General features: G+C 45.3%; 11 protein-coding genes and 1 pseudogene. 8 read left to right on the top strand and 4 right to left on the bottom strand.

Going from position 1 to position 13,188, the window contains the following annotated elements:
* Positions 1 to 255: 255 nt before the first annotated feature.
* The gene (locus tag BN2762_RS10775; protein ID WP_055107006.1) at positions 256 to 969 is read left to right on the top strand and encodes a class I SAM-dependent methyltransferase; all 714 of its coding nucleotides are present in this window, start codon (positions 256 to 258) and stop codon (positions 967 to 969) included.
* Between the two features lie 47 nt (positions 970 to 1,016).
* Here BN2762_RS10775 and BN2762_RS10780 read toward each other — a convergent pair whose 3' ends face one another.
* Positions 1,017 to 2,216: an ROK family protein gene (locus BN2762_RS10780; RefSeq protein ID WP_055107007.1), complete on the bottom strand. Its 1,200-nt coding sequence runs from the start codon at positions 2,214 to 2,216 to the stop codon at positions 1,017 to 1,019.
* 326 nt (positions 2,217 to 2,542) lie between these two features.
* On the opposite strand from BN2762_RS10780, the gene BN2762_RS10785 reads away from it, so the two are divergent.
* The 7 genes from BN2762_RS10785 to BN2762_RS10815 all read left to right on the top strand — a co-directional run bounded on the left by BN2762_RS10785 (position 2,543) and on the right by BN2762_RS10815 (position 10,057).
* A complete protein-coding gene (locus BN2762_RS10785; RefSeq protein ID WP_055107008.1) occupies positions 2,543 to 3,181 on the top strand; it encodes a chromate transporter in 639 nt (212 codons plus the stop codon).
* Positions 3,182 to 3,239: 58 nt separating this feature from the next.
* Complete coding sequence (locus BN2762_RS10790; protein ID WP_083484870.1) at positions 3,240 to 3,776, top strand: chromate transporter; 537 nt, start codon at positions 3,240 to 3,242, stop codon at positions 3,774 to 3,776.
* A gap of 184 nt (positions 3,777 to 3,960) precedes the next feature.
* Complete coding sequence (locus BN2762_RS10795; RefSeq protein WP_055107009.1) at positions 3,961 to 5,127, top strand: ROK family transcriptional regulator; 1,167 nt, start codon at positions 3,961 to 3,963, stop codon at positions 5,125 to 5,127.
* A 230-nt stretch (positions 5,128 to 5,357) separates the two neighbouring features.
* Positions 5,358 to 6,092, top strand: coding sequence for a glucosamine-6-phosphate deaminase (locus BN2762_RS10800; protein WP_055107010.1), 735 nt, complete (start codon positions 5,358 to 5,360; stop codon positions 6,090 to 6,092).
* A gap of 102 nt (positions 6,093 to 6,194) precedes the next feature.
* Positions 6,195 to 7,154, top strand: a complete 960-nt coding sequence (locus BN2762_RS10805) for an ROK family glucokinase (protein ID WP_055107011.1) — start codon at positions 6,195 to 6,197, stop codon at positions 7,152 to 7,154.
* 85 nt (positions 7,155 to 7,239) lie between these two features.
* On the top strand, positions 7,240 to 8,613 hold the full coding sequence (locus BN2762_RS10810) for an MFS transporter (RefSeq protein ID WP_055107012.1): 1,374 nt from the start codon (positions 7,240 to 7,242) through the stop codon (positions 8,611 to 8,613).
* Positions 8,614 to 8,626: 13 nt separating this feature from the next.
* Positions 8,627 to 10,057, top strand: a complete 1,431-nt coding sequence (locus BN2762_RS10815) for a M81 family metallopeptidase (RefSeq protein WP_055107013.1) — start codon at positions 8,627 to 8,629, stop codon at positions 10,055 to 10,057.
* A gap of 200 nt (positions 10,058 to 10,257) precedes the next feature.
* On the opposite strand, the gene BN2762_RS10820 is transcribed toward BN2762_RS10815, so the two are convergent.
* The 3 genes and pseudogenes from BN2762_RS10820 to BN2762_RS10830 all read right to left on the bottom strand — a co-directional run bounded on the left by BN2762_RS10820 (position 10,258) and on the right by BN2762_RS10830 (position 12,979).
* The gene (locus BN2762_RS10820) at positions 10,258 to 10,656 is read right to left on the bottom strand and encodes a hypothetical protein (RefSeq protein WP_055107014.1); all 399 of its coding nucleotides are present in this window, start codon (positions 10,654 to 10,656) and stop codon (positions 10,258 to 10,260) included.
* 13 nt (positions 10,657 to 10,669) lie between these two features.
* Positions 10,670 to 11,083, bottom strand: a pseudogene (locus BN2762_RS26015) (hypothetical protein); the annotation flags it as partial.
* A 927-nt stretch (positions 11,084 to 12,010) separates the two neighbouring features.
* A complete protein-coding gene (locus tag BN2762_RS10830; protein ID WP_148499922.1) occupies positions 12,011 to 12,979 on the bottom strand; it encodes a hypothetical protein in 969 nt (322 codons plus the stop codon).
* Positions 12,980 to 13,188 lie beyond the last annotated feature (209 nt).

Below are 13,188 nucleotides of genomic sequence, written 5' to 3' on the forward strand. Positions count from 1 at the left end.
GTCAAAAAAGCGCTTTCCTGCAACCTGAACGGCAGAAAAACGCTAAATATTGAACATTTCTGTACAATCCCCGTCGTTCCCTCTCCCCCCTACTCCTCCTTCTCCTGACCGAGTGCAAATCCCCCCGCAGATGGATTCCCCCTTTTCCTTCATGTGTTTAAATATGTTAAAGAGGCTGCTTTAAACGCCAAATGCCGGCTTGTATCTTAACTCATGTGAACGTTCCAAATTTTAAAATCTGGAGGAATCTGCAATATGCCTGCCAAGACAAGAATTAAGCCAAAATTCGAGCCTGCCGCATCCGGCAGCGAAATTCAGAGCTTCATCGGGTGGAGCATGGTTGACGGCGACAATAAAAAGTATCAGCAAATGTACGACCAAATTGCCCCCTTCTACAACCTGTCCAACAAGCTCTATTTCTGGTTGAAGTTCGGCGGGGAAGCCAATTATCGGCGGCAGTTTCTAGATGAGCTGGAAATACGGGAAGGCGACCGGGTATTAGAGGTCTCCTGCGGAACAGGAGATAATTTCCCGTTCTTACCGCCAAACATTGAACTGCATGGGCTTGATCTATCCATGGGGATGCTGAAGGCCTGCCGAAGACACTTAAGAAAGTGGGGACTCTCCGCCTCGCTCTATCATGCCTCCGCCGAGGAGCTGCCCTTTGAGGATGCAGCCTTTGACGTGGTGTATCACGTTGGGGGGATCAACTTTTTTAATGACAAGAAGCGGGCCATTGCGGAAATGATCCGGGTTGCCAAGCCGGGGACGAAGCTGGTCATTGTCGACGAAACCGAGAAATTGGCCAAAGGCACCTATGAGAGAATCCCCCTCGTGGGCAAGCAATATAAGCACCGCAGCGCCATTCAAGCCCCTGTGGATCTGATCCCGCCGGGAATGCAGGACCTCCATGTGAAGGAAATCTGCACCGGTCTAATGTACTGCCTGAGCTTCCGGGTTCCTGGCTGACTAGACAGGCCTTGCGCAAGCTTTGAGCGATCATTTTTCAAAAATACTTAAAGCGGCAGCTGCCTAAAGATCATCACCGCCGCTCCCGTGGCCACGGCATTTTCCTGAAGCACGCCTTTGGAGAAAACAGGCTGGTACTCCGGGTAATAATAAATGTTCTTCTGGGCGACGGAAATCGCCGTATCGTAATATAGCCCATGGGCATTGATGAGCGCTCCCCCCAGGATCACTGTCTCGGGGTGAAGAATATTGATCAGGTTGGCAAGACCAATCCCCATATAGACGGCGGATTGCGTGAAGAGCTCGCGGATAAACGGATCTCCCTCGTTCAGCGCCTCTACCAGCATATCGAAATGAATGCCGTCCGGCTGAAAATCCTTGGCTCCTGCCAGCGGCTTCCGGCCCATCTTACGCTGCTCTCTGACCTGCTTCTCCAAAGCCTGTACAGAAGCAAAAGCCTCCAGCGCCCCGTAATTTCCCTCAGGATGCAGCCTCGGCCCATCCGGCTCAATGATCATTTGGCCAATAGAGCCCTCCATATCTACCGCTCCGTGAACCAAGGCGCCGTTGGACATCATGGCAGATCTCAGCCCTGATCCGGCGTGAATGTACAGCATATGCTGAACGTTTTCGCTGCGCAAAGCCCAGTGCTCGCCAATCAGTGCTGTGTTCGCTCCATTCTCCAAAGTGGCAGGAATGCCCGTCTCCTTCTCCAACTGCTCACAGATTGGAACGTGGGCCCAGCCCGCAGCGGAAAAATACCGGGGCTCCAGAATAATCCCGCGATGCCTGTCCAACGGGCCTACGGCTCCCACCCCAATTCCTGCTGCCTTATCTTTACTTAAGCCGTTCTCCAGCAGCATGGCGTCGATCTCTGCGCCGACACAGCGCACCAGCTTCTCCGGCGTCATCGTCTCATCCATCGTCCAGCGACAGAAGGACAGCGCCTTCATATTCAAATCGAACAAGCCCAGTGCGGAGTAGAGCCGGGATATTTCCAGCCCAAAAATCACTTGATGCCTAGCATGGATTTGATACAGAATTGGCTTTCTTCCGCCCGTGGACTCTCCGAAGCCTGCTTCTGCCAGCCAACCCTCATTCGTCAGCTCGTCTAGCAATCTTGTCAGGCTGCTGCTGGTCAAGCCGAACTCGTGCAGCAGCTCAGCCTTGGAAATGCGAGCCTGCCCGGCAATTCGTTCGAATACCGCCCTTTTTGCGTTCAGCGCTGCTTGGCTTATTTTATTCATAAAAGAGTCGCCTCGTCTATTCGCATTATTCTTATCGGATATCTATCATTCATTATATCTACTGGCCCTCGAATTATCTAGCCGCCTACTTTTGTTCAACTCGATAAAAAGTTTTTATTACATATAGGTTTACTATGATAATAATGCAGATTTTCTGCTCATCACTATTATATTACATCGATAAGGGTATATTTTCGAATAAATCATAATTAAAAGCAGGAATCTTAATCTCATAATGATAAAAAGTTGTTATAATTGAGTTAGGTTTTTTCTGAATAAAACGTAAGTATGCTGTGACATCAAGCAGATTGGGGAGAGAATGAAGCATGCGTACCGGACTCATAGGCAAATTGAGCATACTGTGGGATTTATTTTGGACATTTTTCAAAATCGGGCCTTCTACCTTTGGAGGGGGCTATGCCATGATATCGACGATCGAACATGCAGTGGTCGAGAAGCAGCAGTGGATGGATGAGCGGGAAATCAGCGATATGATCTCCATCGCCGGAGCGGCTCCCGGTGGAGTGGGTATCAATTCATCGGTCTTCATTGGGTACCGCCTGGGCAAAATTCCCGGCGCCGTGGCGGCGGTCCTAGGCATCACGCTTCCTACCTTTCTTATCCTGATCGGCTTAAGCGCCGGGTATACCCTGCTGCAAAACGAGCCGAAAATGATCTCCGCCTTCAAAGGCATCAACGGCGCCGTCATCGGCCTGATTGCCGTCGCGGCCTACAGGATGGGCAAAGCCTCGCTATTCGATCTGCCTACCAAGCTGCTGGCCGCCGCCTCGCTGCTTCTGCTGCTGTTCACCGGACTGAATCCGATATACCTGATCTTGATCGGACTCATTGCAGGCAATGTCATTATAGGCGTTAAGAAAGCGTTAGGGCTGCCGCTCGTACCAAAGAGGGCAAGCTCGGCTAGCGAAGGCTCGTCTGCGGAAATTATAGAGTATTATATTTAACCATTCGCTTCGAACAGACCCGATGTTGAAATGGACTTAAGATAAGAGGTGAATTGGCGTGCTGCTGTGGAAGCTGTTTCTTATTTTTATGAAAATTGGTTTTGCGTCATTTGGAGGCGGGTATGCGGTCATCTCCATGATTCATTATGAGGTTAGCCAGTACGGTGAGCTTACTCCGGAGCGTTTTCAGCATATTGTCGCCCTCGCAGGCATGTCTCCCGGCTCCATTGCCGTAAATGCCGCGATGCTGATCGGCCTGGATACCGCTGGTATGCCAGGGGCGATCGCTGCCATAACGGGGATCATTCTGCCATCGTTGGTCATTATCGTGCTGGCGGCACAATTCTTCTATAAACTGCATACCAAGCCCTGGGTACAGTACTCCCTCTACGGACTGCGTCCGATCATTGTCGGGCTTATCATTTATGCTGCGATTCACCTCGGCTTCCCCCGCCTTCCCGGCAGCCTGCTAAATTGGACAACACTTGCAACCCTCCTGATCGGTGGCGCGGCCTTCCTATCTATTGTGAAATACAAGCTCCACCCGCTCTTGGTAATCGCCTTGTCCGCCTGTGCAGGTATTGTGTTGTTTTGATCCTCTGCAGGGGAGCTGACATATTTTCAATTGGCAGAAAACCGTGTACATTAGTCGTGGAGAGAGTTCCCTTACGGAGAGCGGAATGCTAATACTTCAAGAAACCAGACTAAATTGACAATCGTTGGTAAAGTTATATAATATCTAAACTTAGTTTAATAAATGTTGTGAAAGGGGCAACTAGATGTCCACGTTTAATTTGAAATATGATCAAGGGCGAGTGAGGAAATACCATTACTTTATGTTATTAAGTTTAATACAGAAACATAAACAAATTTCAAGAACGCAATTAGCCAACTTAACCAAGATGAGCCATACAAGTATTGGCAAAATCATTAAAGAATTAATCAATGATGGGCTAGTCATTGAGGTAGGGCAAATCGAAGGGGAGGTTGGAAGACGAGCGACACTGTTAGAAATCAACTCCAATGGCTCCTACATCGTTGGGGTAGAAGTGGATTGGAATGCGATCAAAATTGGGATTGTCGCTTTAAACGGCAAAGTATTAGATAAAAAATACTTGGAATTTGATGCTAAACAAGAAGCAGAAACTGTACTTGATCGAATTGCGGATGGCATTTCTGCATTAATAGAACAGATTGATCATGAGATTGCAGAGAAAATTATTGCGGTTGGGATCAGTATCCCCGGCCTGATTACCTGGCCAGACGGTGAAGCTCTGATTGTTCCTCAGTTTCACTGGGAAAAGGTTCAAATCAAAGCCTACTTGGAAAAAAAGATCGATTATATTGTGTATGTGGATAACCATGTTCGTACCGTACTTTTAGCCGAAAGTTTATTTGGAAATATGACTGAATTTCACGACTCTGTCTGCATTTATATCGGGAGCGGAGTAGGCGGCGCTGTGATGATGAACGGTGAAATTTTACGCGGCCATCTCAATACGCTTGGAGAAATTGGACATATAACGATGGAGCCAAATGGAGCGATGTGTGATTGCGGAAGATTGGGTTGTTTGCAGACCTATGTGTGTTCCTCTGAAATCGAAAAGCAATCGCAAAGACCGATTCAAGAGATCTTTGCCGCTTATGAAAGGAAGGAAAGCTGGGCTGTTACCCTGATTGACCGAGCTCGTCATTACCTGTGCCTAGCGATTGCCAATGTGATTTGTATGTATAATCCTAAAGGGGTTTTACTGGCCGGCCCAATGGTTCAGGAATATCCCATCCTAGTTAAGGATATTGAAGCAATCACAAGCAAATATGTCTGGTCCCCGCTGAATCAATCTTTTCACCTCATCCATCCCAGCATTGGCAAAGATAGCGGGGTCATTGGAGCAAGCGCTCTAGTGTTAAATGAATTTCTACGATTTACAAATGATGATATATAGATTATACGATCCGTTTCTTTGGATAAAACATCCAGTTATTTAATGTTCAAGTTGTGGTTGTATATTAAATAACTGGGTGTTATAATGCAATTAATAAACTTAGTTTAATAACATAATTGAATTTAGTATTAAATATCTCCGAATTCATGTGTATTCGGTTTTATTATCTCCAATAATTAAACTAAGTTTAATATGTATGGAACAAAATATTTTGTTAAAGGAGAAATATCATGAAAATTATTCAAGTCAGAGATTATAAAGAATTATCCAAAGCCGCCTTTGATGTCATTGCTGAAACACTAAAGCAAAACGAAAACGCTAGCATCAACACGACAACGGGCGCAAGCTATGACGGTACATTTGAATTGTTGGTTGAAGCCATCAATGCTGGTGAGCTTAATATTGCGAATTCCATTTTTACGAATCTAGATGAATACGTTGCCGAAAGAGACAAGCCTTTTACAGTATATACGTATATGCATAAAAAGTTTTATGACTTGATTAAAGTACATCCGAAATACATTGGTCTTATGGATGGAAGTGTCGAGGATGTAGAAGCGGAACTCAACCGTTATAGAAAGGTTCTCGACAAATATCCACGTGATTTGCAAATTGTCGGACTTGGAACGAATGCACATCTGGCTGCAAATGAACCAGGCACACCATTTAACTCTCGTTTATTTTTAGCAGACAGTGATCAATCTACAATTGACAGCACCATGGGCTACCATAACTTGACCGCTGAAGAGGCGCCAACGCAGATGCTGACGATGGGCTTAGCCGATATTATGGAGGCAAAACATATTCTCGTGGCTTCATCTGGAGAGAGAAAGGCTGCAGCAGTGAAAGCTGCGCTGGAAGGGCCAATTCACGAGGACTGTCCTGCATCTATTCTGAGAGCGCATCCAAATGTAACATTTATTATGGATGACGCAGCAGCTTCTTTGTTGGATAAAAAGTATTAATCATTTATAGCAATCTAGCAGGACATGAAAGCATCAGTGCCTAAAAGCAGGCCAGCTTTAGGCACTGGCTCATGAAATATAGATAGAATAAGGGTGACCTCAATGGGAGAAACCATCATAGGAATAGATATCGGAGGGACAACGGTCAAAATTGGCTTCCTGAATATGCAAGGGGATATCATTCACAAATGGGAAATAGATACAAATAAAGAGAAGCAAGGATTATATATTGTTGATGAAATCTGGAATTCAGTTACTCGCAAAATATCTGAATTCCAAATGACGAATATTTTAGGTATTGGTGTCGGTGCACCAGGGTTTGTGGATAAAACAACGGGGCTCGTTTATGAGGCTGTAAACATTGGTTGGAAAGACTTTGAACTCGGAAAAGAATTAGAACAACGATCTGGATTGCCTGTATATGTCGAAAACGATGTCAATTTAGTGGCCTTAGCCGAGAATTGGATAGGGGCTGGAAACAACGCGAAGGATCTTATTGCCATTTCACTTGGAACAGGCGTAGGCAGTGGAGTTATCGCAAATGGCGAGATTTTAAATGGAATGAATGGTACAGCCGGAGAAATTGGTCATATTATTGCAGATCCTGAAGGATATCCTTGCAATTGTGGCCGTGCAGGCTGCTTAGATACGATTGCATCGGCCACCGGGATTGTAAAGCAAGCGATGGATAAAATTGCTGAACAACCTGAAAGCGGATTAGCGGCTCTGTATCGTACGACTGGAAAAATTGATGCTAAGGATGTTTTTGATTTAGCCGGCAAGGGCGACAGGATCAGCGAGGATGTGATTCAACGGACGGCTGATCTTCTGGGATTATTAATAGCTAATGCGGCTACGATGATTAATCCTTCTAAAATTATTATCGGTGGAGGCGTATCAAAGGCTGGGGCACAACTGCTTCAACCCGTAAGGCGGGCTTTTCAAAACTATTCTCTGCCTAGAATCAGCCAAAATTGTCATATCGAAATTGCCAAACTAGGTAATGATGCCGGCATAATTGGGGCAGCCTACTTAGTTACACAAGAAGCTTTACATGGGTAGACGATTTTGTTTTCCCAATTTAAAGAAAGCGCTTAAAATATTTAACTTATCGGAATTTTATACAACAGCGGGAGTGTGAAGACCCATGGCTATGGAGCCGGTGTTACAAACTGCGGGATATCAGCAATCTGCTCAAAAGCTAAGCTTGAAAGAAAAAATCAGCTACGGTTATGGCGATATTGCTTCAAATTTTGTGTGGGGAATGGTCAATAGTTATCTCTTGTTCTTTTATACGGATGTGTTCGGAATTACGGCGGCGGCTGTCGGAACTTTATTTCTTATTACACGTATTTTTGATGCGCTGAATGACCCGATCATGGGAGTTCTTGTGGATAAAACGAATAGCAAGCACGGGAAAACGCGCCCGTACTTGTTATACGTTGCTATTCCGTTTGGGATCTTAAGTGTGATTACCTTTATCACTCCCGATTTTTCCGATACAGGTAAGTTAGTTTACGCTTATATAACGTATGGAATCTTGGGCATTGTTTATACAGCGATTAATATTCCTTATGGAGCCCTGATGCCGATGATGTCGAGGGATTCGAAGGAAAAGGGTGAATTAAACAGTTACCGGGCCATTGGCCGTTCGATTGGAGCCATTTTGGTGGCCTCTCTAACGCTTCCTCTGGTCAATTATCTTGGCGGCGGAAACCAGCAGTTGGGCTTTCCCATTGTTATGGCGATTTATTCCGTTATCGGAGTCATTTTATTCTGGCTTACCTTTAAGTATTGTAAAGAGCGCGTACAACCGCTGAAAGAAACGAAGACGGATACGAATGTAAAACGCTCTATTGGTCAAATGTTCAAAAATAAATATTGGGTGCTTACCTCACTAAACTCATTTCTATGGTTTGTAAGGCTAGGGATCATGAATGGTGTTCTCATCTATTATGTGAATTATGTATTGGAACAGCCTAATATGGTGCCCTACTACCTCACTTTATTAAACGTGGCGAATTTAGCTGGCGGTTTCTTCGCTCTTTCGATTTTAAGAAAATTCAGCAGCCGTAATTCAAGCATGCTGTTCTATGCGATTGCCGTAGTGCTGCTTGCTTCACTTTACTTTGTAGATGGTCAATCTGTCGTGTTGTTTTCTATTATTTTCTTTATTGCCAATGTCCTCATAGGATACGGAGATCCTGCGAATCTGACCATGCTTGGGGACACCATTGATTATCAGGAATATAAGTTTGGTGAACGTCCAGAAGGATTACTCGTATCCAGTTATAGCTTTTCTACAAAATTCGGTGTAGCCCTTGGTTCTTCTTTGCTTGCGTACGCTCTTGGATGGGCTGGATATAATCCGGAGGCAATTACAGATCAGGTGAAGAATATGATCCTCCTATTAATGTTAGGATTGCCGATTATCATCACCATTCTTCAAGTCGTCGTATTATTTTTCTATAAACTTGATAACGAACATGCTAATATTGTTAACGCTTTAAAACAAAAATAAGGGGGACATCAAAATGAAGGTTGTTGTAGGCTGCCTCTATCACGAAACAAACACATTTAATCCGATCCTGACAGACATTCATGATTTTGTACTGGCAGAAGGCGAAGATGCCGCTAGCCGCCTTGCTGGTACAGAAGTATTTAGGGAAAATGGAATTGAAGTCATCCCAAGTATTTACGCAACCGCATTATCATCGGGCATTGTAAAAAAAGAGGCCTACCGGTACTTTGCAGATAAATTGATTTCCACATTGAAGCAGCACCCAGATATCGATGGAATTTGGCTACATCTGCACGGAGCGATGGTTGTAGAGGAAGTGGGCTCAGGTGAACTAGCACTCGTCAAAGAAATTCGTGAATGTGTCGGGCCGGATGTTCCAATCTCTCTAACCATGGATATTCACGGTAATATCGCACTAGACTATTATAAATACATCAACATTGTAAAGGCGTATCGAACCGTACCGCATGTTGACCAGCTTGAAGTCGAGAAAGAGACCGCTCAGCTATTAGTAGATTGTCTAAAAAATAATACGAAGATCAAACCCGCGTTTACTCGATTGCCGATGATTATTCCTGGTGAAAAAGCACTTGGGAAAAGTGAGCCGCTTCGTTCGATTTTTGAAAAATTATATGAGGTTGAGAAAATAAAAGGAATTTCAACGGCATCATTCTTTATTTGTCATGCATGGAGTGATTCGGAGAACACAGCCTCGTCCATCTTCGTCATTCCTGAATCGGAGGAATATGAAGAACTAGCTGAGAAGGTGAAGGATGAATTAGCCCATTATGTGTTCAGCAAACGCCATGAATTTGATTTTGATGCGGTTGTACTTGACCCGGAAGAATCTGTAGATAGAGCGTTGAATGAGCAACTGAAACCCGTCTTTATCTCTGACTCTGGGGATAATACAACAGCAGGCGCAATTGGGATGAACACCCTGCTGCTGGATTTATTTAAAAATAAGGATTTAGGCCGCAAGAAGGTGTTAATTTCCGCTATTCATGATCCCATGGCCTACGAAAAACTGAAATCCTGCAGCATAGGAGAAGCTGTTACAGTTGAAGTGGGAACAAAAATAGATGAAAATAGCCAGCCCGTCTTGTTGGAAGGAACACTAACATCGAAAGGCGACCTTTTAGGGTACTTAAATGCAACAAGTGACAAAGTAGGAGAGGTGTGCACCGTTTCAGTTGGCAGCTTGGACATAGTAGTCGCCAATCGCGGGGAATCGTTTATTACGTTAAACCACTTTACCCGTGCTGGACTAAATTGGGAGGATTATGACATTATCGTAGTCAAGCAGGGATATTTATTTAATGAGTTAAGTGCTGTTTCTAAGCTGGACATTCTCTCCATGACACCTGGTGCCACCTATCAGCGTATAGAGAATATCGATTATCGTCATGTTCCAAGACCCTTATTTCCTCTGGATACAGAATGATCTATATATGATCTAAAAAAACGAGGCAGTTCCAGAAAGTTAGGGGAACTGTCTCTGCTGCGAATATCCGGATAGTAACCTGGGGGCGCCAGATGTCTCATAGGTTCGGGATGCCTCAACTTCACACAGCCTAGTCGTTCTCCCTCGCATGAGGTGGAGATGTCCTACCCATGAGGTTAGACACTCTATACATAAAGACCTTATACAATGACGTTAAAAGGGGCGTGACCTGTTTCAGCATTCCTTAATAATGTTGGTTTTCTAAATCGTAAACTCGTTTCCAATTTGAATATGGCCGTATCTCCTTCCATCTCCATAAAAGATACATTAATCCATAGGGGAGCTTTCGGGAAAAGCCCTCCTAAAACCCCAACAACATCTTCTAATAATAGTTTTTTACCACCAATATTCTCTTTAGATAACACAAGACGTTTCATCATTTCATCGCCACCATCTAACCTTTTTCCGTTTTCCTCCACGGGCTCTATAACAAATTTAATCCTATCGCTTGAAATTTTCCTAGCTTCTTTTATCTTATCAACTGCTTTAGATAAATTTGTTGAAAAAATTTCTTCATTCATTTGAGTAACTTTAATCAAAATATCTCCTCCTTTATTTCAATTTAGTTGACTGTACTTTCTTTAATTTTCCTAAATCAACATAGCCGTTGCTCGTTATTTCTAATTGATATATATCTAACCAAGCGTTTTCTGTCTTTATTCCAGCACTATTAAATATTTGCTCATAGTTTTTGGCTTGATCAATTGTTGGAGTATAGTGTCCTGATTCATTTGTTATTCTTCTAACATTTCCATCTGCATCGACTTTTAGTTTTCCAGCAGCTTAAACATCAGCTCCATTAGCTAAATGAGAATGTCCTCGTCCAACCTTTAAATTACCAGTTATATCAATAATGAAGTCAACTTCTTTAATTCCATCTCGAATCTTAACTTGACCATTCTCCAAAACATATTCAAAAGTCTTTCCTTGCTGAATCTCATTTGGATACCTGTTTTGAATGATTTGAACAGGTTGTTTAGATACCGAAACAACACCTTGTCCCGTCCCCTCAATAGGATCCACGGCCCTCCGGCCGTTTGATCCCGAATCTGGCGGCTTAGGCTGGGTAAACTGCGGCTCCGTCCTCGGCAGGTCCAAATCCCTAACAGGGATTGTAAGGCCATCGGGTGTAGTAAGTGTGGTTTGCGGCCGTGTTTGCGCCGCTTCCTTCACGCTCTTTATGAGCTCTTTCACGGTTTTGCCGGAAAATTTGGCTCCTGCTCTGGCAACACCTTCCACCACCGTAAAGACGAAGAACGCCTTCGTCAAGGCTCGTCCGTATTTCACGCTTTCCTCATAGGTGGCTTTTCCGGAAAAAACCTTAGGCTGCAGTTCGATAATATCCTGGAACGGAACCACGAATTCCTCTGCCGCTGCATCGCCGAGCAGCTTCTTGATATCATCAATCGTCAGCTCGCCGGTTGCAATCGCCTCACCTATAGCGTAATATCCGGGTACGGTATCTGTCCAGAATCCCAAACTCGCCGGATTGGAATTGATGGCGAATTCAGTCAAATCCCTAACATCTTCATACAATTGATTGACGATGCCGTCCCCGACACCTACAACGGTTACGGCAAACGATAACCCGCTGGTGTTCAAATCCGGATTGTTGCGAATGCCCAAGCTTCTTTCCGACCGGGCCAGATCCAGCAGCTCCTTCGTGATCTTCCCGTCTACCTCGAACATCTCCCATTCATACCACTTGCGCCTAACCGCCGCCACAGAGCTTACCGTGTTCGCGATATGCTGGTAGCCTGCTACGGCGATCAGAAATTCCTGATTATATTCGCCCGTAATCTCTCCTTGGTAGATGTTCATGTCCTTCAAATACTGCTGCATGTTCCGGATATCCTCTGCAGAAACCGCCCGATTGTATCCATCCAGCAGCGCCTACAATTCCCTGCGCCGCTCAGCGGCCTGGCGAACAGCAGCTTCAACAGAGTCATAATTCAATCTCGCCCATTCCCTGTATTGCGGATAGATCATTCCAGTCGCAATGAGCAGGCGCAGCTCGCTCTCCTTAGGCATCGCGGACAGATCCTGCTTCAGCGGATTGTAGGCGCAGGCATCCAGCGGAGTGCCTTTGTAGAACACAGCCAAGCTGACGCCAGGTTGATACCACTCCTCAGCGACGCCGAGCTTCGCCAGTCGCTCTCTTTGCTGCTGGGCGGACTGATGCGCGTATCCCATGTACAGCTCGTTGCCGTAAATCGCATATATTTTATAAGCCGCCTGGCTGCGGGCAATCTCCTTGAAGCCTGCGGCAATCGCCTCAAGCTCCTCGCGTGCCCACGCCTGCTCCTCCGCAGTCCCGGTGTCCAGAATCTGCAGAAGCGAGGCGATCCGCTCGTCCTCCTTCACGGGCGCGAGACGGTGAACCAAAGAGGCGTCCTGGAGCTCCAGCAGGCTCCCCTTGATCCACTGCAGGAGCGAGGGCCCCGATTCCGCAGAAGAAGTCCCTCCTGGATCGGTGACATTCTGTCTGCTCTTCTCAAGGAAGCGCTGAAACCAGCCCTGAATCATGCCCTTGAGTGTAAACGCAGCCGGCTTCTTCGTACCCACCGCTCGGGCCGAACCCTTCTCCGCCTTGATATATTCATTTTCCGTAAAACGTAAAGCTTTAACTTTCTCCTTGATCTGGTTGTCGATATGCTCTGCCTGCTTTGTGATCTCCAGCAGCAGCCCGCTGACATCACGCGCAGCAGCCCGTACATGGTGCTCAGAAGAATCAGTATAAGTCGCCTCAACATCGCTAATGAGCCGGCGCAGCTCTCTGGACATTCCCGTTATTCCGTTCTCCATCGTGCGCTCCAAACGCTCCAGGTCACGCGCCAAGCCCCCAACTCGACCAGGATCCACTTGATACAAGCATCTCCAACCCCATTTCAGGTAAATATTGGTGGTCATATTTTACCAAAATACCTGTTTATAAGAAATATATCCGTATTCCTATAAGAGGCGGAATAGCAATAGGTTATTGTAATCCATATAAATCCTTAATTTGAAATAAATAAGAAAAAGATACCGCAAAAGGTGTCTTCAATCCTAAATTCCTATCATAATTACAG

Origin of the sequence: Paenibacillus ihumii, from assembly GCF_001403875.1 — a bacterium.
Lineage (GTDB): Bacteria > Bacillota > Bacilli > Paenibacillales > Paenibacillaceae > Fontibacillus > Fontibacillus ihumii.